Origin of the sequence: Mesorhizobium ciceri biovar biserrulae (assembly GCF_001618845.1) — a bacterium.
Classification (GTDB): domain Bacteria; phylum Pseudomonadota; class Alphaproteobacteria; order Rhizobiales; family Rhizobiaceae; genus Mesorhizobium; species Mesorhizobium ciceri.
The window spans coordinates 2588602-2609763 of sequence record NZ_CP015064.1; the positions used below are offsets into that span (position 1 = coordinate 2588602).

At 62.6% G+C, this 21162-nt stretch carries 25 protein-coding genes; 14 read left to right on the forward strand and 11 right to left on the reverse strand.

Going from position 1 to position 21162, the window contains the following annotated elements:
* The first annotated feature begins 32 nt into the window (after positions 1 to 32).
* Positions 33 to 1298: a cysteine desulfurase-like protein gene (locus A4R29_RS11820; RefSeq protein WP_063171983.1), complete on the forward strand. Its 1266-nt coding sequence runs from the start codon at positions 33 to 35 to the stop codon at positions 1296 to 1298.
* A 15-nt stretch (positions 1299 to 1313) separates the two neighbouring features.
* On the opposite strand, the gene A4R29_RS11825 is transcribed toward A4R29_RS11820, so the two are convergent.
* From A4R29_RS11825 to A4R29_RS11865, 9 genes are all read right to left on the reverse strand, one after another.
* The gene (locus A4R29_RS11825) at positions 1314 to 2342 is read right to left on the reverse strand and encodes a histone deacetylase family protein (protein WP_063171984.1); all 1029 of its coding nucleotides are present in this window, start codon (positions 2340 to 2342) and stop codon (positions 1314 to 1316) included.
* Positions 2339 to 2851 carry a GNAT family N-acetyltransferase gene (locus A4R29_RS11830; RefSeq protein ID WP_013532101.1) on the reverse strand — a complete coding sequence of 171 codons (513 nt, stop codon included), beginning with the start codon at positions 2849 to 2851 and terminating at the stop codon, positions 2339 to 2341. The genes A4R29_RS11825 and A4R29_RS11830 overlap by 4 nt, the downstream gene beginning before the upstream one ends.
* A gap of 25 nt (positions 2852 to 2876) precedes the next feature.
* Positions 2877 to 3806, reverse strand: coding sequence for a 3,5-dioxohexanoate:acetyl-CoA acetone transferase (gene kce, locus A4R29_RS11835; protein WP_013532100.1), 930 nt, complete (start codon positions 3804 to 3806; stop codon positions 2877 to 2879).
* Between the two features lie 3 nt (positions 3807 to 3809).
* Positions 3810 to 5195, reverse strand: coding sequence for an aminotransferase family protein (locus A4R29_RS11840; RefSeq protein ID WP_063171985.1), 1386 nt, complete (start codon positions 5193 to 5195; stop codon positions 3810 to 3812).
* A 1-nt stretch (position 5196) separates the two neighbouring features.
* A complete protein-coding gene (locus A4R29_RS11845) occupies positions 5197 to 6840 on the reverse strand; it encodes a N,N-dimethylformamidase beta subunit family domain-containing protein (protein ID WP_082827559.1) in 1644 nt (547 codons plus the stop codon).
* Positions 6841 to 6848: 8 nt separating this feature from the next.
* The gene (locus tag A4R29_RS11850; RefSeq protein ID WP_063171987.1) at positions 6849 to 7613 is read right to left on the reverse strand and encodes an amino acid ABC transporter ATP-binding protein; all 765 of its coding nucleotides are present in this window, start codon (positions 7611 to 7613) and stop codon (positions 6849 to 6851) included.
* Positions 7610 to 8269 (reverse strand): amino acid ABC transporter permease, encoded by a 660-nt coding sequence (locus A4R29_RS11855; protein ID WP_013532096.1) that lies wholly within the window; start codon positions 8267 to 8269, stop codon positions 7610 to 7612. The genes A4R29_RS11850 and A4R29_RS11855 overlap by 4 nt, the downstream gene beginning before the upstream one ends.
* 12 nt (positions 8270 to 8281) lie before the next feature.
* Positions 8282 to 8929, reverse strand: coding sequence for an amino acid ABC transporter permease (locus tag A4R29_RS11860; protein ID WP_063171988.1), 648 nt, complete (start codon positions 8927 to 8929; stop codon positions 8282 to 8284).
* A 64-nt stretch (positions 8930 to 8993) separates the two neighbouring features.
* Positions 8994 to 9776, reverse strand: a complete 783-nt coding sequence (locus A4R29_RS11865) for an ABC transporter substrate-binding protein (protein ID WP_063171989.1) — start codon at positions 9774 to 9776, stop codon at positions 8994 to 8996.
* Between the two features lie 135 nt (positions 9777 to 9911).
* On the opposite strand from A4R29_RS11865, the gene A4R29_RS11870 reads away from it, so the two are divergent.
* Positions 9912 to 10871 carry a LysR family transcriptional regulator gene (locus A4R29_RS11870; RefSeq protein WP_063171990.1) on the forward strand — a complete coding sequence of 320 codons (960 nt, stop codon included), beginning with the start codon at positions 9912 to 9914 and terminating at the stop codon, positions 10869 to 10871.
* Between the two features lie 15 nt (positions 10872 to 10886).
* Here A4R29_RS11870 and A4R29_RS11875 read toward each other — a convergent pair whose 3' ends face one another.
* Positions 10887 to 11303 carry an acyl-CoA thioesterase gene (locus A4R29_RS11875; protein WP_027162634.1) on the reverse strand — a complete coding sequence of 139 codons (417 nt, stop codon included), beginning with the start codon at positions 11301 to 11303 and terminating at the stop codon, positions 10887 to 10889.
* 197 nt (positions 11304 to 11500) lie between these two features.
* Here A4R29_RS11875 and A4R29_RS11880 point away from each other — a divergent pair, with 197 nt between their 5' ends.
* From A4R29_RS11880 to A4R29_RS11925, 10 genes are all read left to right on the forward strand, one after another.
* Complete coding sequence (locus tag A4R29_RS11880; RefSeq protein ID WP_063171991.1) at positions 11501 to 11749, forward strand: ParB N-terminal domain-containing protein; 249 nt, start codon at positions 11501 to 11503, stop codon at positions 11747 to 11749.
* Positions 11750 to 11948: 199 nt separating this feature from the next.
* The gene (locus A4R29_RS11885; RefSeq protein ID WP_024504356.1) at positions 11949 to 12434 is read left to right on the forward strand and encodes an SRPBCC family protein; all 486 of its coding nucleotides are present in this window, start codon (positions 11949 to 11951) and stop codon (positions 12432 to 12434) included.
* A gap of 40 nt (positions 12435 to 12474) precedes the next feature.
* Entirely contained in the window at positions 12475 to 13431 is a 957-nt protein-coding gene (locus tag A4R29_RS11890; RefSeq protein WP_027162633.1) for an alpha/beta fold hydrolase, read from the forward strand.
* A 187-nt stretch (positions 13432 to 13618) separates the two neighbouring features.
* On the forward strand, positions 13619 to 14017 hold the full coding sequence (locus tag A4R29_RS11895; protein WP_013532088.1) for a GFA family protein: 399 nt from the start codon (positions 13619 to 13621) through the stop codon (positions 14015 to 14017).
* Between the two features lie 185 nt (positions 14018 to 14202).
* Entirely contained in the window at positions 14203 to 14400 is a 198-nt protein-coding gene (locus tag A4R29_RS11900; protein ID WP_027162632.1) for a hypothetical protein, read from the forward strand.
* Positions 14401 to 14589: 189 nt separating this feature from the next.
* On the forward strand, positions 14590 to 15462 hold the full coding sequence (locus tag A4R29_RS11905; RefSeq protein ID WP_013532086.1) for an undecaprenyl-diphosphate phosphatase: 873 nt from the start codon (positions 14590 to 14592) through the stop codon (positions 15460 to 15462).
* Between the two features lie 71 nt (positions 15463 to 15533).
* Positions 15534 to 16322 (forward strand): phosphodiester glycosidase family protein, encoded by a 789-nt coding sequence (locus A4R29_RS11910; RefSeq protein WP_013532085.1) that lies wholly within the window; start codon positions 15534 to 15536, stop codon positions 16320 to 16322.
* A 148-nt stretch (positions 16323 to 16470) separates the two neighbouring features.
* Complete coding sequence (locus A4R29_RS11915) at positions 16471 to 17568, forward strand: glycoside hydrolase family 25 protein (protein ID WP_063171992.1); 1098 nt, start codon at positions 16471 to 16473, stop codon at positions 17566 to 17568.
* A gap of 226 nt (positions 17569 to 17794) precedes the next feature.
* On the forward strand, positions 17795 to 18403 hold the full coding sequence (locus A4R29_RS11920; protein ID WP_013532083.1) for a class I SAM-dependent DNA methyltransferase: 609 nt from the start codon (positions 17795 to 17797) through the stop codon (positions 18401 to 18403).
* A gap of 118 nt (positions 18404 to 18521) precedes the next feature.
* Entirely contained in the window at positions 18522 to 19487 is a 966-nt protein-coding gene (locus tag A4R29_RS11925; protein ID WP_244506947.1) for a DUF3592 domain-containing protein, read from the forward strand.
* A gap of 14 nt (positions 19488 to 19501) precedes the next feature.
* On the opposite strand, the gene A4R29_RS11930 is transcribed toward A4R29_RS11925, so the two are convergent.
* Positions 19502 to 19861, reverse strand: coding sequence for a hypothetical protein (locus tag A4R29_RS11930; protein ID WP_063171993.1), 360 nt, complete (start codon positions 19859 to 19861; stop codon positions 19502 to 19504).
* Positions 19862 to 20025: 164 nt separating this feature from the next.
* Here A4R29_RS11930 and A4R29_RS11935 point away from each other — a divergent pair, with 164 nt between their 5' ends.
* Positions 20026 to 20547: a hypothetical protein gene (locus A4R29_RS11935; RefSeq protein WP_063171994.1), complete on the forward strand. Its 522-nt coding sequence runs from the start codon at positions 20026 to 20028 to the stop codon at positions 20545 to 20547.
* Entirely contained in the window at positions 20540 to 21157 is a 618-nt protein-coding gene (locus tag A4R29_RS11940) for a hypothetical protein (RefSeq protein ID WP_063171995.1), read from the forward strand. Before A4R29_RS11935 ends, A4R29_RS11940 begins: the two co-directional genes overlap by 8 nt.
* Positions 21158 to 21162: the final 5 nt, after the last annotated feature.

The following is a 21162-nucleotide window of genomic DNA, read 5'->3' on the forward strand; positions in this document are numbered from 1 at the left end:
TATCCAACGATTACAATGGGAGAAGGGCGGCAATGAATTTTCCGATCGAGGCTATCCGGGGGAAATTTCCCGCTCTCTCTCTGGCCGACAAGGGCCGCCGCCGCATCTATCTCGACAACCCTGCCGGCACGCAGGTGCCACAGGCAGTGGCGGATGCGGTATCGCGCTGTCTCTTGACCACCAATGCGAACCTTGGCGGCTACTTCGAAACGACGATTGCCGCGCAGGCCGTCGTCGATGAGGCACATGAGGCCATGGCCGATTTCCTCGGCGCCGCAAGCCCTGAGGAAATCGTCATCGGCGCCAACATGACGACGCTGACCTACCACATCTCGCGCACGCTCGGCCGCACGATGCAGCCCGGTGACGAGATCATTCTCACCCGCATGGACCATGAGGGCAACGTCTCGCCCTGGCTGCAACTGGCCGAGGATCACGGCCTCGTCGTGCGCTGGCTGCCGTTCGACGAAACCAGCTGGCAGGTCGAGGAGGCGACGCTGGCTGGCTTGCTTTCGGAGAAGACACGGCTGGTCGCGTTGAACTACGCCAGCAATTTGACCGGTTCGATCAACCGGGTGAAGGCGCTGACTGCGATAGCCAGGAATGCCGGTGCGCTGGTCTATGTCGATGCCGTCCAATTCGCGCCGCACGGGCTGATCGACGTGCAGGAGCTCGGCTGCGATTTCCTGATCTGCTCGGCCTACAAATTCTTCGGCCCGCATATGGGCATATTGTGGGGCCGCCGTGATGTCATCGAGACGCTGGAGCCCTACAAATGCCGCTGCTCTTCCAACGGTCTGCCGGAGCGGTTCGAACTCGGCACGCCGCAGATCGAGCTGATGGCCGGCCTCACCGCCGCGGTCGACTACTTTGCCGACCTTGGCGCGGCGGCGGGCGAGGGCGGTTCAAGAAGGCAGAAGATCGCCAAGGCGTTCGCGGCTTCGATCGCGTACGAAAACCCGCTGGCGCAACAACTGATCGACGGCCTGTCCGATATCGAGGGCCTGACCGTCCACGGCATCACCGATCCGAAGCGGCTCGGCGATCGCGTGCCGACGGTTTCCTTCACCGTCGATGGCATCGTGCCCGAGACGATCGTACGGCTGATGAACGCCGAAAAAATCTTCCTGTGGTCCGGTCACAACTACGCCTGGGAGATCGTCCACCAGCTCGGCATTCCAGCCGAGCATGGCGTCGTGCGCATCGGCATTGCTCACTACAACACGGCAGCCGAAATCGACGAAACGCTGGAAAGTGTGCATCGGGTCATCGCCATGCTCAGGCAGCAGCGCTCCTGACGCTGGCTTGAGCATTCACCGCATCTTGCCGCCGAAACCAGTGAGGAAGGCGGTGAGATTGTCGCCGAGTTCGTCGCAGAGGTAGCCGCCCTCCTGGACGATGACCGTCGGTAGGCCGAGCTTTGCGATGGCCTCGCCGATGCGCGAGAAGCCAGGCGTCGTCACCGAAAGTCCGCCGAACGGATCGCCCTCGAACGCGTCGAGGCCGAGCGCCACAACGAGCGCGTCGGGCGAAAAGGCACGGATACGCTGGAAGGCCACCTCGAGCGCTTCGAGAAACGCCGCGTCGGCGGATTTGCGCGACAGCGGCAGGTTGAAATTGTAGCCGAGGCCGGGCCCTTCGCCGCGCTCGTCGGCATGGCCCCAGAAGAACGGATAGAAGCGCACCGGATCGGCATGCAGCGAGACGGTCAGGACATCAGGCCGTGCATAGAAGATGCCTTGCGTGCCGTTGCCGTGATGCAGGTCGACATCGAGGATCGCCACCCGTGCGGCCTGTTTACGCAGAACCTGCGCGGCGACGGCCGAATTGTTGATGAAACAGAAGCCGCCGGCGACATCGGCAAAGGCATGGTGGCCGGGAGGGCGGCACAGCGCGTAGGCGGCCGGTGCGCCTGATATCACCGCCTCGGCCGCATCGACCGCGCTCCAGGCGCTCCATAGCGCGCTCTGCCATGTCTCGCCCGAGATCGGGCAGGCGGTGTCGGCCATGTGATAGCCGGCCTGGCCGACCGCCGAGGCCGGATAGGAGCCATTGCGCGCAATCGGATGGATGTTGGGGATCACTTCGGCCGAAGCGCCCTCGATGCGCTGCCAGCGCGCGTAGATATGCTCGAGGAAATCCAGATATTCCGGCGTGTGCACCGCCGCGGCCGGGCCGAGCCCATGATCCCGAGGTCGCTCGATCGTGCAACCCGCAGATAGTGCGCCGACTAACAATCTCTCGATGCGCTCCGGCTTTTCCGGATTGGGCTGTGCCGCGCCGCTCGAAAGAAAGGCCCTGGGGTCGTGGCGCTTCTGTTCCTCGGCATAGAAGGCTTTCATTCCTGATCCCCGTTTTCCGGCGCGTCGGCGAAAGCAAAGAAGGCCTCGCCGATGATTTTTTGGGTCTGTTCGTAGCTCGACCAGGCGATGCCCAGCCTCTCGTAGAAGGCCTTGGCCCCTTCATTGTCGGTGTCGACGGACAGCCGGAGATAGACGCCGCCTTCCTTCCGGCACTGCGCCGCAACACGCCGCAGCAGCCGCTCGCCGATCTTGCGGCCGCGAAAACGATCCTCGACATAGAGGTCCTGCACATAGACGCCAGGCCGCCCCATCCATGTCGAAAAGATCGGGAAATGCAGGCAAAGGCCGGCAAACTCGCCGCCCACTTCGGCGATCAGGGTGGAGAAAGCGGGCTTTTCACCAAAGCCGTAGGTGCGCAAATCATCTGCTGTCGAAATGATCTCCTCGGGCGCACCGATATGCGTGCCGAGTTTCAGGATCGCGGCGTGGATGGTTTCGACGTCTTCCACTCGGCCGGGGCGGAGGCGGATTTTGGGCGAGGCAATCATTTCAGGTTCATCTCAGATCAGCATCTCAAAACGCCACCCGGTCGCCGCCCTTGAGCGCCAGCATGTCGCGCGCTTCGGTGGGCGTTGCAACCTCCAGCGACAGCCCGTCGAGAATGCCACGGATACGGCGCACCTGATCGGCATTGGATTTCGCCAGCTGGCGGCCGTCATAGAGACTGTCCTCCAGCCCGACACGGACATTGCCGCCCATGGCTGCTGCAATTGAGATCAGCGGCATCTGCTGGCGGCCGGCGGCGAGCACCGAGAACTGGTAGCTGTCGCCGAACAATTTGTCGGCGATCCGCTTCATGTGGACGAGATTGTCCGGGTCGGCGCCGATGCCGCCCAATATGCCAAGGACGAATTGGATGAACAGCGGTCCCGACACCAACCCCCGATCGCGAAAATGCGCCAGCGAATAGAGATGGCCGACATCATAGCATTCGAATTCGAAGCGCGTGCCGCAGCCCTTTCCCAGTCTTTCCAGCACCGCTTCCATATCGGCGAAGGTGTTCTTGAAGATCGTGTCGCGGGTGGCTTCCAGCAGCTTGGGTTCCCATTCGTGCTGCCATTCCCTCGGCTTGTCGAGCATCGGGAACAGCGCGAAATTCATCGAACCCATGTTGAGCGAGCACATTTCGGGTTCGGCCCGCAAAGGGGCTGCCAGCCGCTGGTCCAGCGTCATCAGCGACGAGCCGCCGGTGGTGATGTTGATCACCGCATCGGTCGCCTGCTTGATGCGCGGCAGGAACTGCATGTAGACGTCCGGATCGGCGGTCGGGCGGCCATCTCTGGGGTCGCGGGCGTGCAGATGCAGGATCGAGGCGCCGGCTTCCGCCGCCGCGATCGCGTCTGCGGCGATCTGGTCCGGCGTCACCGGCAGATAGGGCGACATGGACGGCGTGTGCACCGAGCCGGTGACGGCGCAGGTGATGATGACTTTTCGCGGTGCCATTTCTTACCCCTGGCCTCCGACCGGCAGGTCGAGCTCGGCGGCCAGAACCTCCAGCGAGTCACCGATGATGGAGATGATCTCGCCGACCTGCTCGGCCGTGACGATCATCGGTGGCGCGACCATGAAATTGTCGCCGTCGACGCCGCCCTTGACCCTGCGGCCATAGATGATCAGCCCGCGTTCATAGGCGAGGTCGAGCAGCCGCTGCGTGGCTTTCTTGTTCTGGTCGATCGGTTTTAGGGTCTCGGGATCGGCGACCATCTGGGCGCCGGTGAGCAGGCCCTTGCCACGCACGTCGGCAAGGAACGGAAACCGCTTCGCCAGGCCTTTAAGCCCGTCCATCAGCACATCGCCCATGGCTGCCGCATTGGCGATCAGGTCGAGCCGGTCCATTTCGCCGAGCACAGCCAGGCCGGCGGCACAGGCCAGCGGATTGCCGGCATAGGTGTGGCCGTGCTGGAAGCCGCCGGAGGCGAGCAACGGCTGCACCAGCCGCATCGGTGCGGCGAGTGCGCCAAGCGGCGCATATCCGGAGCCCAGCCCCTTCGACAAGGCGACGATGTCTGGCTTGCAGTTCCAGTGATCGCCGCCGAGGAATTTGCCGGTGCGGCCGGCACCGCTCATGACTTCGTCGTGGATGAGCAGGATGCCGTAGCGGTCGCAGATCTCGCGGATGCGTGGATAATAACTGTCCGGCGCCACCAGCGCCGCGGTCGCCGCACCGCCGATCGGCTCCATGATGAAGGCAACCACGCTGTCTGGACCTTCCGCAAGAATCTTCTCCTCCAGCATGTCGGCATAGCGGATGCCGCGCTGCTCAATCGAGAGATTGTCGCGGTCGCGCCAGGCATTCGGCGCCGGCACGGTTGGCATCACCCGCATCATCGGCTCGAACGTTTCGGCCAGCGCATCGTCGCCGGTGATCGAGAGCGAACCCAGCGTGCCGCCATGATAGGAGGGGAAGCGCGTGATCACCTTCCAGCGGCCGGCCTGGCCGGTGGCGACCGCCCATTGCCGCGCCAGCTTGATGCAGGATTCCGTCGCCTCCGAGCCACCGGAGACGAAGAAGATGCGGTCCATGCCCTCCGGCAGCTTGCCGGCCAACTCCCGCGCCAACTCCTCCGCCGGCTCGTTCTCGAAATGCAGCCGATAGGCGAAGGTGGCGCGGTCCATCTGCCGCTTCATGGCGTCGAGCACATTGCGATTGGAATGGCCGATATTGGCCACCATCGGGCCGCTCGAGCCATCGATGAAGCGGCGGCCGTCCTGCGTCCACATGTAGATGCCTTCGGCGCGGTCGATCAGCGGCCGGCGCAGGCTGGACAGATAGAACAGATGCGAGTCTCGCCGGGCTTCGGTTTCTTGAACGGCGGATTGGACTTTCGACATGTCAGGACTTTCCGAGGTAACGATCGAGGACATTTTTCGTGACGCGTTCGACCATCGGGTCCTGTCTTAGCAGGCCGGCGACCCATTCGCAGCTTCCGGCATGGAACACCTCGCCCTTGCCGCGCGGGAAATTGACGATCATGCCGTTGCCGCGTTTGACCTTTTCCAGATTGGCGTCGCTCGCCTCGCCAAACAGCGTTTCGGCGGTGAAGCGGCCGTCTTCGTCGGTGAGGAACTGGTCCTCGATCGGGACATCGGCGCTTTCCTCGTCCTGGGAGGCCATGCCGACGGCGAGAACCTGCAGGCCATCTGGCGCGCCGCTGGTCGCAGTCGGGTAGGGCAGGCCGCCGCGTATCTCGAAGTCGAGCCCGTCGACCTCATAGCCATAGACATGGCTGTCGGCGCCCAGCAGGTCGCCATAGTAGATGCCGGTGCCGGCGAAGGCCCAATGCTCGGGCCGGTAGACCGGGAAACCACGCACGCCGCGCGGTGCACAGCCGCCCCAGCCGGCATAGACACCGCGCGTCGCGTTGAGCCCGAAGGTCGCCGAACCCGGCCGGCCAATTTCCGGCGCCTCCCAGGAATTGGTGGCACGGGTGACGTCGCCGTCTGGGAGATAGGCCGGATCTTCGGCACGCGAGCGATATTTGTAGCAGACCTGCCGGCGGCCCTCGTCTTCGAACCGCGTCTGCCACATGAAATTGCCGGCAAAGCGCGCCGCATGGCCGCCGCGGGTCACATAGGCGTCGACGGCATCGCGCATTTCCCAGGTCCAGTATTCGTCATGACCGACGAACACGGCGCAGTCATAGCCGTCGAGAATTTCCGGCGAAAAATGCAGATCATGCTGGCTGGCGAGATCGACTTGATAGCCGGCCCGCTCGGCGAAGCGGAAAAAATGGCTGTCGTAGCTGGCCCAGCCGGACGAAGCGTATTTCTTCGAATGGCCGGTGGCGAGCGCCCACTCCATGTGCGGATAGCGCGGCACGGTCTTCGGCGGCACAGCGACCTCCAGCGGCACACGCGGCGCATCCTTGGGCAGCACGACGAAGCCACGGCACCAGGGGCGCTGCGTCGAGACGATGGGCGAATACTGGTTGCGATCCGGCCCGGTGATGCCCTGATAGTGGTTGGAGCCGCCCCAGGTGTTGTAGGCCAGCCATGTGCCTGTCGCCGCCACCTGGAGCACGCGGCCAGGTTTGCGGCCCGGCTGCGGGCAGACGATGAAAATATGGTGGCATTGGATCGGCTTGCCGTCGAGCCCGTCGGCGGTCAGCGTGACCCGATAGGCGCCGGACGGCCAGTCGTTCTCTACACGGAATTCAAACGAGGCTTCCCAACCGCAGCCTTCAGCCGAACACTGGTCGGGTGTGTCCTGCCAGCGTGCCGCGATGCCCGATTTCTCGAATACTTTGTTTTCGCTGCCGCCATCTCGGGTGATTGTGATGCCGAACGTCGCAGCTGTCGAACTGACATGCAAAGCCACCGTTTCGCCGGCGCGATAGGAAAACCGGTCGCTGTAGCACCAGATCTCGCCGCGCTCGCCATCCATGCCAGGCCATTCGTAGTAATGGCCGCGCACCGCGTGGCGGCGCTGCTCCGGCGTCAGTCCGAAATCGGGGAATTCCGTGTTTGGGCTGTTCATGGTCATCCTCAGGCGGAAAGATATTTCTTGAGGAAGCTGCGCGTGCGGTCCTTCTGCGGCGCGCGGAACATGTCGCCGGGCGGGCCTTCCTCGACGATCACGCCGCCATCCATGAACAGCACCCTGTCGGCCACTTCGCCGGCAAAGCGCATCTCATGCGTTACGATGAGCATGGTCATGTGTTCGGCGGCAAGCTGTTTCATCACCGCATTGACCTCGTCGACCAGTTCCGGATCGAGCGCCGAGGTGGCTTCGTCGAACAGCATCACCTTGGGCTGCATCGCCAGCGCACGGGCAATGGCCACACGCTGCTTCTGGCCGCCCGAGAGCCGCGAGGGGTAGGCGTCGATCTTGTCGGCGAGTCCGACCTTGGACAAGAGGCTATGCGCCAGCGCATGCGCGTCACTTTTGGTCATGCCTTTGAGGATGATCGGTCCCATGGAAATGTTCTCGATCACGGTCAGATGCGGGAACAGATTGAAGTGCTGAAACACCATGCCCATCTGCTGGCGCACCTTGTTGATGTGCCGCTCGAAGGCATGGCCGTGCAGCTTCTGGTTGACCTGCACGCCGTCGAGCCAGACTTCACCGGAGTCCAGGGATTCCAAATGGTTGATGGAGCGCAGCAGCGTGCTCTTGCCGGAGCCACTCGGGCCGATGATGGCGACGATCTGCCCGCGATCGACCGACAGGCCTATGCCTTTGAGAACCTCGACGGCGCCAAACGATTTGCGCGCGCCGCGAACCTCGACCATTGGCCGCTGCGGGCTCATCGGGAAACCTCCACATGTCTTTCAAACCGACGCAAAGCCGCCTCGAGCACAAGATTGAGAATGTAATAAAGCGCCGCTGCGGTGATGTAGAACTCGAACGGGCGGAACGTTTCGCTGATCGCCAGCTGGGCCGAATGGACCAACTCGGCGATGCCGATGACCGAGACGATCGAGGATTCCTTCAACAGCGCGATCAGATTGCCGCCGATCGGTGGTGCCGTGTTGCGGATGGCTTGCGGTATCACGACATGGCGCAGCGTCTGCCACTTGCCGAAGCCGATGCTGCGCGCACCCTCCGTCTGGCCGACATCGACGGCGACGATGCCGGCGCGGATGATGTCGGCATTGTAGACGGCAAAGTGCAGGCCGAGCCCAACAATGCCGGCGGCAAGGGCGGGAATGTCGATGCCGATCTGCACCAGGCCGAAATAGATCAGGAACAGCTGCAACAGCAGCGGCGTGCCCATGAACACCCACATGAGGGCGCGCACGGGATAGGCAACGATCTTAGGGGCGTAGAGCACGATGACCGCGAACAGGATGCCGCCGACGAAGCTGAGTGCGCCCGCCGAGACCGTCAGCACCGCCGTCCACCAGGCACCAATCAACAGAAGGTCCCAGTAGGGCGCGACGACGGTGAAATCCAAACCTTGCATCGTGCTCTCCGGTCAGACGATGGCGAAGCGTTTGTCGAGCAGGTCGACGACCCGCGCAACCGCGTAGACCATGATCATGTAGAGCAGGGCTGCAACGCCGAATATCTCGAACGGCTTGTAGGTGGAGCCGATGAAGCGCTGGGCGGTGTAGGTCAGTTCGACGACTGAAATGGTCGACACAAGTGCTGATCCCTTCAACAAAGCAACCGTATTGACCCCGAGCGGCCGGATCATCAGCCGTGCGGCCTGCGGCAGCACGACCTTGCGCAAGGTCTGGAAACGGCTGAAGCCTATTGTGCGGGCGGCCTCCGTCTGGCCCCTGTCGACCGCGACCAGCGCACCACGGATCGATTCCGCCATATAGGCGCCGATGTTTAGACCGAGGCCGATAACGCCGGCGGCGAACGGCTCCAGATTGATGCCGATCTGCGGGCCGCCGAAATAGAGCACGAAGAGCTGGATCAGGCACGGCGTGCCGCGAAACAGGCTGACATAGAGCGTGCCGATGGTCCGCAGGATTGCCGATTTCGACATCTTGGCGGCCGCGGCCAATGAAGCAGCCGCGAGGCCCAGGATCAGGGCCAACACCGTGATCTCGATCGTCACCAAGGCGGCCTCCACGAAGAACGGGAAGACGCGCTGCATCAAGGAGAAATCCATGAAAGGGTCCAGCAGGAGTAACGCTCGGCTTCAGGCGGCTTTGGTCGCCTGAAGCCAGGAGAGATCAGCGGATGTCGCTGCCGACCCACTTCATCGAGATCTTTTCGTAGCTGCCGTCCGCCAGCATGTCGTCCAGCGCCTTCTGCATCGCAGCCTTGAGCTCCGGATTGTCCTTGCGGATGGCGATGCCGATGGCAACAGCGCCGCCTTCGATATCGGGCGTGTTGAGCTTGCGGACCTTCTCGCCCGTCTCCTTGACGGCAACCATGACCGGAATGTTGTCGACGACTATCGCGTCGACGCGGCCGGCCCTCAGTTCCAGCAGCAGTTCCGGCAGGCCCTTGTAGGTACGGATATCCCAGCCGCCCTTTTCGCGCGCCCATTTCTCATGCGTCTCGCCCAGCGTCACGCCAATGGTCTTGCCCTTGAGCTCGTCGAGGCTCTGCACTTTCGACTGCTCGCTGACGAAAACGGCGCGGCCGGCGTGGTAGTAAGGCCCGACGAAATCGACCACCTTTTCACGCTCAGGCGTGATCGTCATCGAGCCAACGACGGTGTCGTATTTGTTGGCGAGCAGGCCGGCAATGATGCCGTCCCAGGCCGTGGTGATGATGGTGCCCTTGACACCGATGCGCTCGGCGATGGCCTTGCCGATATCGGCGTCGAAACCGACGACTTCATTCTGGTCGTTGACGAAGTTGAAGGGCGGATACTGACCGCTCATGGAAATCTTCAGCTCGCCCGCCGCCTTGATCTTTTCGAGGTCGTCGGCCCTGGCCGAAACGGCAGTGAAGGTCGACGCAAGCAGCAGGGCCGCAACGGCGATGCCGGAAAATACTCTGTTCATCTGATTTCCTCTCCTCTGGATGGCGCGCAAGGTTTGTTCTTGGGAGGCGTGCAGACGCTTTCCTGTCATCAATGATTGCCTTTGCGGTATCATTGCGCAAATAGATAATGCGAATAGAGAGCATAGATATCAGGAATGGTACTTCCACGCCCCGAACGGCTGGTCTGGGATCTCGACTGGAACCTTCTGAGGACATTCGTCGTCATCGCGGAGGTGAAGGGCATCACGCGAGCTGCGGAGCGACTGAACCTCAAGCAACCCAGCGTCAGCAATGCTCTGCGGCGGCTGGAGGACCGGGTGGGCCGGCGTCTGGTCGAGCGCGACGCGACGCGCTTCGAACTGACCGAGGTCGGGCGGCTTCTCTACGAGCAGAGCGTCGAGGTGTTCGGCACCATATCGCAGTTGCCGCTGCTGATGCGCGGCATCAGCGACGATGTTACCGGCCATGTGATGATCGCGACGGCAAGCCATGTCGTCTCGCCGCTCTTTGATCAGGCGCTGTCCGAGTTCCACAGCAACTACCCGCACGCCAGCATCACCATTTCAGTCGCAGCAAGCACCGAAGTCGCCAAGCAGGTGAGGGACCGGCGTGCTTCCTTCGGCATCTGCCTGGTCAGCCAGCGCGATCCGGCGCTGGAATATGCGATGGTCTACCGCGAGTTCTTCGGCTTCTTCTGTGGGCCGCAGCACAGGCTTTACGGGCAAACCGGGCTGACGCTGACCGATCTCCGGGGCGAGCCCTCGGTATCGTTCCAGACCGACCATATCTCGGATGCGTTGCGGCCGGTCGCGCTGTTGCGCAGCGAGGCCCGGCTCAACGCCGATGTCGTCGGCGTGTCCTCGAGCCTGGAAGAGGTGCGGCGCATGATCGTCGCCGGGTTGGGCATTGGGCCGCTGCCGCTGCACGTCGCGCGGCGGGACGTGGCGGATGGAATGCTGTGGCGGCTGCCGCCCTATGACGCGCCGCCGGCCATCGACATCTTCCTGCTGGTCAATCCGGACAAGGTGATGAACCGCGCCGAGAAGGCGCTGCTGTCAGGGCTGCAGATGCTGATTGCCGACACGCCCCTCGAGGACCGCATCTACATAGGCTGACGGGCGGAGACAGGCTTATTCGATCAGGAAGGCCGAAGAGCGGTCGCGCATCGGCTCGTCCAGAGCGACCGAGGCGCGCGCGGCAAGGTCGAAGCGCACGCTTGTCGTCCGGCTCGATGCGCGGACAATGCCGTCGAGCGAGCCCAACATCACCTGTTCGAAGGTGATGGAGGTGCGGCCGATCTTCACGACATGCGAGTGGATGGTGATGAGCGCACCGGCTTTCGTTTCATGCCGATAGTCGATTTCGGTGCGCACGTCGGCCCATCCGATCTGCGACGCCTGGTTGTCGTCCTGTCCGGCGATATGGCCGAGAAGCTGGAAGCTGGCATCATCGAACATCGCCGCGTAGTGACGCACATTCACGTGCCCCATCACGTCGCACATCCAGGGATGAGCGACGCCGACAAAGGTGACGAGAGATTTGCTCATGGGGATTTGCTCCGTGGCCCTCGACGATCGCGCAGACGCAATATCGAAACGCGCGACGACAGGCAAACGATCTGCTGTCCCTGGCATCTTCGAACCGAGAATGGCCTTCGGACTTCGTATTCGTTAGCCGCACCCTTGGCCGCCTCCATCAAACGGACTATCTCAGGGTTGGCGGCGTTTCCGCCACGGGGGTCGGCATGCTCAGAGTGCAAAAGGTCAAGGTCGACGAGATCTACGTGCCGACGGCGCGCAAGAAGACGCTGCATCCCGAGACCGTCCGCCATCTCGCCGAGGACATTCTGGAAAACGGCACGAAGACGCCGATCCAGGTCCGCCATGACGGCAAGCGCCACATCCTCGTCGAAGGCCTGCACCGGCTGGAAGCGGCAAAGTGGCTCGGCGAGACCGAGATCGAGGCCTATCTGGTGCAAGCCAAGCGCCACTGAGGCTTTGGCCCATCCATCACTTTGTCATCCTCGGGTCTCCGCGACGGAGCTGCGTTCCTGCTCCGCCCGTGGATGACGAAGGTGAGTGACGCCTCGGGTCAATCGAAACGGTGTCGCAAAATTTTCGCTGGCCGATGTCGGCTTGCGGTTCATCGGCTCGTCCTTGGGACGGAAGCCAGATCAAACGCAGGACGCCATCATGACCACCAAGCTCGACATCGCCCCCACCAACGACCGCGAACTGGTTCTCGCCCGCATCATCGATGCGCCGCGCGAGAACGTCTATCGCTGCTGGACCGATCCGAAACTGATCACGCGCTGGTTCTCTCCAAAACCGTGGACGACGCCGCGCGCGGAGATGGATGTGCGCGCCGGTGGCTCGAGCCTTGTCGTCATGGCCAGCCCGGACGGCAACGAGTTCCCCAACCCAGGTGTCTTCCTCGAAGTCGTTGCCGGCAGGAAGATCGTCCTCACCGACGCCTACACTGAGGCTTGGCAGCCTTCGGAAAAGCCGTTCATGACCGTCGCGCTGACCTTCGAGGACGAGGGCAACGGCAAGACCCGCTACATCGCTCGGGTCAGGCACTGGAGCGTCGCCGACCGCGAACAGCATGAGAAGATGGGGTTCCACGAGGGCTGGGGACAGTGCGCCGACCAGCTCGAAGAACTCGCCAAAACGCTTTGATCCGCATAACGCCTTGATATCGACAGGAGAGGAGATCGATATGTTCAAAACCCTGTTTTTCGCCATTTTTGCTTCGGCCGCAGCACTGCTTGCCTGCCCGGGCATCACCAATGCAGAGGAGACAAAACCTGCCATGACGACTGAAACGAATGCACTGCCGAAGCCGGAAAAGTCCGGCCTTCTGACGATCAACGGCCTGAACTACTACTATGCGATCTATGGCAAGGGCGAGCCGCTGCTTCTGCTGCATGGTGGTCTTGGCACCACGGATATGTTCGCGCCGATCCTGCCGAAACTTGCCGAAAACCGCACCGTCATCGGCGTCGACCTGCAGGGTCACGGCCGCACCGCGCTGGGTGACCGACCATTCACCGTGGAGGCGATGGGCGACGACATGGCCGCCATCGTCAAGGCGCTCGGTTACAGCCAGGTCGATGTCATGGGCTATTCGCTAGGCGGCGGCGTCGCCTTCCGCATGGCCGTCCAGCATCCCGAAGCGGTGCACCGCCTCGTCCTGGTATCGACCGGCTACGCCACGGACGGCTTCTATGACGAGATGCGTCCGCAGCAGGCACAGGTGAGCGCAGCCGCGGCTGAGTTCATGAAGGACACGCCGATGTACAAATCCTACGTCGCGGTGGCGCCGCATCCGGAGGAGTTCCCGAAGCTCCTCGATGCGCTGGGCGGCTTCATGCGTCAGAACCGCGATTACTCGGCCGATGTCGCCAAGCTGAAGATGCCTGTCATGCTGGTCTATGGCGACAGCGATATGTATAAGCCCGAACACGAGATCAAGTTCTATCAGATGCTCGGCGGCGGACTGAAGGACGCCGGCTGGATGCGCGAGAACCTGTCGCAGAACCGCCTGGTGATCCTGCCCAACCGCACCCACTACGATGTCTTCTTCGCCCCGGAGCTGACGGCCGCCGCGCTGCCGTTCCTAAACGGCCAGACCAAGGTCAAGACCTGGGACGAGGTCGTCGGCGAAATGGAGTGAACGCCAAAACCGCCGGCTGTTGGCGGGCAGCCGGCATTCCGTGGCTCCATGACGGCTTTCGGCGTCATGGCTTCATCCCAACTCGCATCAGCACAAGCGATGACATTGCATCAAAGCTTTTCAATTGACCCAATCGGCCCCGCCGATACGTTGCGCGCCTATTCTCTCCCACCAGTGGATCCAGACAATGGCAAGATATGAGGGCGGATGCCTGTGCAAGGCGGTGCGCTACCGCGCGGACGCGGCTCCCATCAACGAACGCGTCTGCCACTGCCGGCTTTGCCAGAAGGCGATCGGCGCCGCCTTCAACGCACGCGTGCTGTTTCGCATCGAGGACGTGACGATCGATGGGCCGCTGGCGACTATAGGCTCTTCACCGGATCTCAAGCGCGGCTTTTGCCCGAGCTGCGGCACAACGCTGTTCTCCCGACGTGATTCCGCAGGCATTATCGGCATCACCACCGGTTCGCTCGACGATCCCACGGTTTTCAAGCCGCAAATGCATATTTTCACGGCCTCGAAGCAGCCTTGGCTGGTGCTTGATGACGGCCTGCCGAAATACGAAGGCGCCCCTCCGCCAGGCTAATTTTTCCCTTCTCCCCTTGTTGTGGAAGAAGGTGGATCGACGCGCAGCGCCAGGGGAAGGGAAGAGCGCAAGCATGGCCAAAATTTAATCCAAATCGACACGAGATAGCCGGCAAAGCGTCATTGGCGAGCCATCTTTGTCGTCCTATTTAAGGGTCGCGGGTACGGCATTCGAGGAGACGACGGATGAACGACAGCATCAGCACCCTGGACGAGCTTTTGAGAGATCCGATGGTCCTGCTTGTGATGGAGCGCGATCGTGTGCGTCCCGAACAGGTGCGCATGCTGCTCGAACGGGCTCGCCGGCCTTCGACCGATGAGCCCGAAGTGCCGCCGGCGCATGTGATCGCCAGGACATGCCAGAAACTCTGGCTCTGCCCGTAGTCGCTTTGCGATTTTCCCTGTGTGCCTCAAGCCGGCCCCAAGGTGGGCCGGTTTTCGAACGGCGTGCACCTCGGCGTGCCAGCTTACAAATCCGTAAATTGATTATCCGGCCCATGACGATAAGGCTTGCCCGGGATTGACCGATGGTCGGTCCACGCAACTCCGATCTCTCATGCACGGAATTCGATTTTGGCCGATATCTGCACCCAAGGCCTCGACACGGGCTTCGTCGGCCTGGGGTTCGCCAAGGTGGCGTTCCTCGGCGTGGTGCAAGGCATCACGGAACTGCTGCCAATTTCCTCGACTGCCCATATGCGCATCGTGCCGGCCGTGCTCGGCTGGCAGGATCCTGGCTCCGCCTTCTCCGCCGCCATGCAGCTTGCGGCCCTTGCCGCGGTGGTCAGCTATTTCTGGAGCGACGTCAGGGATATCCTGTTTGGATCGCTCGACGCTCTGGCGCGACGCGATTTCGCCGACCGGCATTTCAAGCTGGCGCTCTGGATCGTGCTGGCGACGATCCCCATCGTCATCGCCGGCGTTGCGCTGTCGGGCCTGCTCAACGCCTGCAATTCGCCGCTGCGTAGCCTGACGGTGATCGGCTGGGCCTGCATCGCCATGGCGATCCTGCTGGCGCTGGCCGAGATCTTTGCCCGTCACCGGCGCAGCATGGGCGATGCGTCGCTGACCGATGCGCTGCTCGTCGGTATCGCCCAGATCGGCGCGCTTGTCCCCGGCGTCTCGCGCTCGGGCTCGACCCTGACAGCGGCACTGGGGCTCGGCTTCAAACGGGCCGAAGCGGCGCGCTTCTCGTTCCTGCTCGGGCTGCCTGCCATCGCGCTCGCCGGCCTCAAGGAACTCTGGGAACTGCACAAGGTCCATCTCGACGCCCATGGCTGGTCGGTGCTTGCTGTCGGGCTGGTCGTCGCGTCGATCTCCGCCTTCTTCGCCATATGGGGGCTGATGCGCGTGCTGGAGCGTTTCTCGGCTTGGCCGTTCGTCATCTATCGCGGCCTGCTCGGCATCGTCTTGTTGTCGAGCGTCGCCATGGGATGGCTCGTCTAAGGCAGTTCCACAGTATCGCTTGAAACGGGCTATATCCGTACCGGACCTCGAACTTCGATTCCGGTACGCACATGGATTTTTTGACCCTCCTGCAATCGGTGCCACTGTTGCTGGCGATGGCCAAGGGGGCGCTGCCGTCGGTGGCGGCGCTTGGCGCGTCGTTCGGCCAGTGGGTTGTCTCGCTGCCACCATGCCGGGACTTCACCTTCGAGGCGACCAGCTATCTCGTTTGCGAGGTCGATCCGAAACGATATCAGCTCGAGCTGTTCTGGAAGGATGCGGCGGGCAAGCCGTTTCAGTCGCTGCACAATCTGCATGCCGCGCAACAGGCGATCGGGCGCACGATGCTGTTCGGCATCAATGCCGGCATGTATCACCCGAACCTCGCGCCGGTCGGTCTCTATGTCGAGCGCGGCCAGGAGATGGCGTCGGTGAAAACGGGTTCGGGAAGCGGCAACTTTTCCCTGCAGCCAAACGGCATTTTCTACATACGCGACGGCAGGGCCGCGGTCCGCGCCACCAGGGACTTCGTGAAGAGGCGCCCGACCGTCGACTATGCGACGCAATCGGGGCCGATGCTGGTGATCGACGGCAAGCTGCATCCGAAATTCCAGGCCGACGGCACTTCGCGGAAAACCCGCGACGGTGTCGGGGTGCGAAAGGATGGCGTCGCGGTCTTTGCGATTTCGAATGGCACGGTGACCTTCCATGCCTTCGCCCGGCTTTTCCGCGACGCGCTCGGTTGCGATAACGCGCTGTTCCTCGACGGCACGATATCCAGCCTGTTTGCGCCTGCCATCGGCCGCAAAGACGACTACTGGAATCTCGGGCCGATGATCGGCGTCTTCAGGAAATCCTGAGCCAGTTTCCACCGCGCTTACCCGCATGCGGTATGGCGAAAAAAACTTGATTCAAACTTTATTGGTAATTTCTCATTCATAACTGATCCGGTTTGTCCGTCGGCTGTCGTTTCGCCCTCGGTCTGTTGTGTTTTGAGTACAGGTCCAGATGCGGATTCCGGGCGTCGTCAGTTTTTTGATAGCATCGCTATGCCTTGCCGGCTGCTCGTCAACGGCCGGCGTCGATGCGCTGGATTTGCAGAAACCCTCCAACGAGACCACCAGTTCCGTGATCCGGCCGCCGGCACCGATCGCCGCTGCTCCGGCGGCAAGGGGCAACAGGGCGGCAAGGGCCGGACTGGCTCCCATGTCTGAAAACGGTCCGGGGGAAAAAACGCGCCCGTTCGGCTTGGCGGAGGAGGAAGAGACGGGGGTGTTTGCCGCACCTGATGCGCCTGATCCCCAAGTGCCTGATGTCGGCGGGCTGCCGGTCGAGCCGGCAGCCTTGGTGTCGCCGCCCAAGCTGTTGACGCGCGCGGCACCGGCCATGCTTGCCGGGCCGCTCACCCGTTACGGTTTTCGCGACGCCAAGCCGATCAATTTCGGCAAGGGTTCGCCTCGCCGCCTTGCAGTGCACGGCGTCGACGTCTCGCGTTGGCAAGGCAACGTCAACTGGGACAAGCTGCGGGCGCAGGGCGCCAACTTCGCCTACATCAAGGCGACCGACGGTGGCGACCACCTCGATCCGATGTTCATGAAAAACTGGCGCAACGCCGACGCCGCCGGCTTGAAGCGCGGCGCCTACCATTTCTTCTACTGGTGCCGCACGGCGGGCGAGCAGGCGGACTGGTTCATCCGCAACGTGCCCAGGGTCGAAGGCGCGCTGCCGCCGGTGATCGACGTCGAGTGGAACGGCGAGTCCAGCTGCAAGCGGCGGCCGTCGCGCGAAAAGGTGCTGGAAAAGATGCAGGTGTTCATGGACAAGCTGGAGCGCTATTACGGCCAGCGGCCCATCATCTACACCGCGCCCGATTTCTACCGCGACAATCTCAGGGGCGAATTCCTCGACTATCCGTTTTGGCTGCGTGCGGTCGCCCAGCATCCGTCAAAGGTCTATCCCGGCCGCAAATGGCTGTTCTGGCAGTATTCCGGCTCCGGCCTGTCGCACGGCGTCACTGGCCGCATAGACCTCAATGTCTTCCATGGCGACGAACGGCAATGGCGCGCCTGGGCCGGCGGCCGGCAGACGGTAGCCGACGCCAACTGAGACAAGCTATCAGGCTTGGCGTCGTTCGCTTTCTCGGGTGTCCGCCGATCCTCGACCTCTTCGCCGCTCCCTTCAGGACCCGCTCACGCGGCCTGCTTGACCAGCGTGCGCTGTCGGACCATTTCAAGCGCGATATCGGACTGCTCGATGGACACGCTTCCGCTGGCAGCATTCGCTGAGGAAAGTGTCTGGCTCTTTGACCAACAAGGACGCATGGGAGGAAAAGATGGGTGTGTCATCGGAGGCTCTGGCACAGAGCCGTCAAACGATCAGCGCTTACGAGGATTATGCGGAACAATATGATGCCATCGTGCGCCATGTTCCCAACGAGAGGGAGCAGGCATCGCTCAAGCGCCTGGTGGCAATCGCCGGCACAGGTGGCCGGATTTTGGAAGTCGGGTCCGGAGCCGGATACGATGCGGATTTTCTGGAAAATTTGGGCGTCAAGGTTCGGCGCACCGACGCGACCAAGCGGTTTCTCGAGCTGCAGGCCGCGCGTGGTAAGCATGGCGAGTTGCTCGATCTCATCACCGATGATCTCGGCGGCCCCTACGACGCGGTCCTTGCCCTATGCGTCCTGATCCACGTGCCTCGCGACCAGACCGACCAGGTGCTTGCCAAGATAGCCGGGTCGCTGCGCCCGGGCGGCGCCTTCCTCGTCTCGATGCGCAATGGCGATGGCGAGACATCAGGCGAATATCACATGGTCTACTGGCGCAGGGACGACTTCGCCGCCCGTCTCGAAGGCGCCGGGCTGGTCCTCATCAGGGACGATTTCAACGTCGGCCGCAATAGCGAAGAATGGAACACGTTCCTGGCCGTGAAGCCTGCATAACGCGGCGTGGGCTGTTGCCGTTTGCGCTGCTCAGCCTTTTCAGATTTGCGAAAATACAAGACATTGCCGCCGCCATGCTGTCTATGTGCGGGTTCCTGCACTCCTGGGGGGAGACGAGTTGGAACTCAAGATCATGCTTGTCGGCTTTGCCTGCGTGGTCGCGGGCGCGCTGTCGTTCATCACCTTCATGAAATGGCGAGAGGTGAAGGCACTCAGCCGCTGGCTGCCGACGCCGGGAAAGATCATCTCGTCGCGCGTCGAGGCACACGAGGTCAGAAGCTCGGGCGTTGGTTCGGACAGCACTGATACCACCGAAATGCGCAATTTTCCGGCGATCACCTTCGAATACAAGGTCGGCGGCAAGAAATTTCAAAGCTCGCGCTACAGCGTGAAGGAGAATTTGGGGAATTTCGAAGTCACCGAAACCCTTGCCCAGTTTCCCCGCGGCGCGGAGGTGACTGTCTTCTACAATCCGGCCGATCCGAGCAAAGCCGTGATCGAGCGCACCATGCCCGAAGGCGCCTTCAAGTTCATGATCCAGCTCTCGGCCGGGCTGGTGGTCGGCGCGCTGGTTCTGGTGTTTTCCGTCGGCGGCGTCCTGGAGGCGATCAGGCCGCATTTGCCCAAGCCGCAGAACCTCGGCGCGGCGGCGCTGCTGCTGTTCATGGGCCTGTTTGCCTTGCGCATGGGCTTCGTCCAGAAATCGATGGCCGAGCAGGCGGCAAAATGGCCGGTCACTGCCGGCCGCATCGATGCCTCGGGCCTGCAGGCGCTCCGAAACCATTCTGGCTATGGTCGCTGGCGCACCGTCTTCAAATCCCGCATCGTCTACTCCTATGACGTCGCCGGCCAGCGCTACAGCGCCGATCGTGTGACCTTCGGCGGAACCGTGACGGCTTCGTTGCCCGGCCTCGTCGGCGGCCAGGCACGGCAGTATGTCGAAGGCAGCAAGGTCGACGTCCACTATGACCCCGCCAACCCCGGCTCGGCGGTGCTGGAATGCCGGGTACGGGGGCTCTGGCTGTTATGGATCTGCTCGGCAGGCTTTCTCGGTGGCGCCGCCTTTCTGGTCGGCCTGGTCTGAGGCGCCGGACGCCTTCAACAGCGGACGAGCGGTCCGCTGTCGAAGCCAGGCCAGGTGAACCGCAGCGTGGCCCCATGCCTGACGATATGGATGACACGCGCGAACGGCTCCTCGATCGACGGGTCGGAACCGTAGCATTGGCTGGCATGCACCACCCAGCCGGTCGAGCTTTTGCGAAATGTCGCCTGCTCGCAGCCGAGATCGGGGAACGACAGCGACGCCTGGTCCACTGTGAACACAGTCTCGCGTTGGATGTCGGGAGCCGCGTGGCAGTTCAGCCTGTCGGTAGACCATGTCCCAACATAAGGCGGCGCCGCCAGCGCGGAGCCACCGGCGAATGCGGATATTGCCGTCGTCATCACCAAACGCCGCATCACCACTCCTTCGATCAGTGCGCTCGACCATACAGGCTGGTGGGATTTTGCGTGGACAAGTTTTGTCCAGGAGCGGACAAACGCCGCCGTTCCGGATTTTGCTATGCTTTTGCGTGAATGATGCGACTGTGCGGGCCGACTCAACGCTTTCCCAGAGACATCGGATGATCACCCGCATACTGGCCTTTTTCCTCCTGGGCCTGCTCGGCCCGATGCAGGCGGCCTTGGCAAAAGAATGCCTCCTGAGTCACGCCACCTATCAGGAGCCGCGCTCGGGTGCCGTCGTGCAATTCCGGCCGCTCGCCAACGACCCGGCGGCGCTGACGGCCGAAGTGTTTTCGCTGGCCGTGCCCAAAACCGGCACGAGCCTGCCCGCCGACATCACCTGGACCAACGGCAAGAATTCTTTCCCGCTCGGCACCATTCGCCACGCCTGCACCGACGACGACCGGGAAGGCGGCCTGCAGGACGGTAGCGGATTGTGCAGGCTATGGGAGGGCCAGGTCTATGCCTTGACCGGCGGCGGCGCCGAGCAGTTGAATTCACGCGAAGCGACACCGGCGCCGAGAGGGCTGCTCTTGCCCGGTTTCGGCGTGGCTTTCACCGAAGGAGCCGATTTCGCCAATGCCAATCCAGGCGGTTCGGCCTGGGACGCCTTCATTTTAACAGGATGCAGCGATGAATAGCGTGCGATCGACCATCTGGGCCAGTGCCCTGCTTGCATCCGCGACGATACCAGCCATGGCGGACGAGCCGGCGCCGTCGCGCCCGCCCATCGACAAATGCGCCTGGGAAAAATTGTCTGACAAAACTGTCGGGCTGGCCGCCTGGACGCAGCGCTGCGATTTCGGCTTCCGCCAGATCCATTTCGAATTCGCCGGCAAAGCGCTCGCCATCAAATACAGCGACGGCGGCGCGGCTGACCCTCTTGTCGAGGTCTTTGACATCAAGCCTGGCGAAACCGCCGAGGCTGCGTTGCAGCGCCTGTTCCTGGAAAAGACCGACAAGGCCGTCAGCGCCCGCTGTGTGCTGGCGCCTTACACCGAGGGCACGGTACCCGCCGGCGTCAAACGCTACACATTCAGCCCCGACGCCGCCTATGCGAAAGAGCTGAAAGCACTTGCCAGCTCCGACGAGATTCCCGAACCGCCCTGCGGCGACTGGGGTGAAATGCCTGACGGCATGCAGTATTTCGAGGTGCCCGCGGGTGAGGGGCACAGCCTGCTTTTTGTGCGCATCGGCCAGGACGAGCCATTGTTTGACGAGCAGACGCTACGCGTCTTGCCGAGGGGGTGAGAAGC

What these genes read in the sequence shown, in the direction of transcription:
- A4R29_RS11920 (WP_013532083.1), top strand. Translation starts at nt 17,795, where the DNA reads ATGGGTGTGTCATCGGAGGCTCTGGCACAGAGCCGTCAAACGATCAGC.
- A4R29_RS11900 (WP_027162632.1), top strand. Translation starts at nt 14,203, where the DNA reads ATGAACGACAGCATCAGCACCCTGGACGAGCTTTTGAGAGATCCGATG.
- A4R29_RS11875 (WP_027162634.1), bottom strand. Translation starts at nt 11,303, where the DNA reads ATGAGCAAATCTCTCGTCACCTTTGTCGGCGTCGCTCATCCCTGGATG.
- A4R29_RS11830 (WP_013532101.1), bottom strand. Translation starts at nt 2,851, where the DNA reads ATGATTGCCTCGCCCAAAATCCGCCTCCGCCCCGGCCGAGTGGAAGAC.
- A4R29_RS11940 (WP_063171995.1), top strand. Translation starts at nt 20,540, where the DNA reads ATGAATAGCGTGCGATCGACCATCTGGGCCAGTGCCCTGCTTGCATCC.
- A4R29_RS11880 (WP_063171991.1), top strand. Translation starts at nt 11,501, where the DNA reads ATGCTCAGAGTGCAAAAGGTCAAGGTCGACGAGATCTACGTGCCGACG.
- A4R29_RS11840 (WP_063171985.1), bottom strand. Translation starts at nt 5,195, where the DNA reads ATGTCGAAAGTCCAATCCGCCGTTCAAGAAACCGAAGCCCGGCGAGAC.
- A4R29_RS11820 (WP_063171983.1), top strand. Translation starts at nt 33, where the DNA reads ATGAATTTTCCGATCGAGGCTATCCGGGGGAAATTTCCCGCTCTCTCT.
- A4R29_RS11885 (WP_024504356.1), top strand. Translation starts at nt 11,949, where the DNA reads ATGACCACCAAGCTCGACATCGCCCCCACCAACGACCGCGAACTGGTT.
- A4R29_RS11910 (WP_013532085.1), top strand. Translation starts at nt 15,534, where the DNA reads ATGGATTTTTTGACCCTCCTGCAATCGGTGCCACTGTTGCTGGCGATG.
- A4R29_RS11915 (WP_063171992.1), top strand. Translation starts at nt 16,471, where the DNA reads ATGCGGATTCCGGGCGTCGTCAGTTTTTTGATAGCATCGCTATGCCTT.
- A4R29_RS11930 (WP_063171993.1), bottom strand. Translation starts at nt 19,861, where the DNA reads ATGCGGCGTTTGGTGATGACGACGGCAATATCCGCATTCGCCGGTGGC.
- A4R29_RS11865 (WP_063171989.1), bottom strand. Translation starts at nt 9,776, where the DNA reads ATGAACAGAGTATTTTCCGGCATCGCCGTTGCGGCCCTGCTGCTTGCG.
- A4R29_RS11855 (WP_013532096.1), bottom strand. Translation starts at nt 8,269, where the DNA reads ATGCAAGGTTTGGATTTCACCGTCGTCGCGCCCTACTGGGACCTTCTG.
- A4R29_RS11845 (WP_082827559.1), bottom strand. Translation starts at nt 6,840, where the DNA reads ATGAACAGCCCAAACACGGAATTCCCCGATTTCGGACTGACGCCGGAG.
- A4R29_RS11870 (WP_063171990.1), top strand. Translation starts at nt 9,912, where the DNA reads ATGGTACTTCCACGCCCCGAACGGCTGGTCTGGGATCTCGACTGGAAC.
- A4R29_RS11825 (WP_063171984.1), bottom strand. Translation starts at nt 2,342, where the DNA reads ATGAAAGCCTTCTATGCCGAGGAACAGAAGCGCCACGACCCCAGGGCC.
- A4R29_RS11935 (WP_063171994.1), top strand. Translation starts at nt 20,026, where the DNA reads ATGATCACCCGCATACTGGCCTTTTTCCTCCTGGGCCTGCTCGGCCCG.
- A4R29_RS11860 (WP_063171988.1), bottom strand. Translation starts at nt 8,929, where the DNA reads ATGGATTTCTCCTTGATGCAGCGCGTCTTCCCGTTCTTCGTGGAGGCC.
- kce (WP_013532100.1), bottom strand. Translation starts at nt 3,806, where the DNA reads ATGGCACCGCGAAAAGTCATCATCACCTGCGCCGTCACCGGCTCGGTG.
- A4R29_RS11895 (WP_013532088.1), top strand. Translation starts at nt 13,619, where the DNA reads ATGGCAAGATATGAGGGCGGATGCCTGTGCAAGGCGGTGCGCTACCGC.
- A4R29_RS11890 (WP_027162633.1), top strand. Translation starts at nt 12,475, where the DNA reads ATGTTCAAAACCCTGTTTTTCGCCATTTTTGCTTCGGCCGCAGCACTG.
- A4R29_RS11850 (WP_063171987.1), bottom strand. Translation starts at nt 7,613, where the DNA reads ATGAGCCCGCAGCGGCCAATGGTCGAGGTTCGCGGCGCGCGCAAATCG.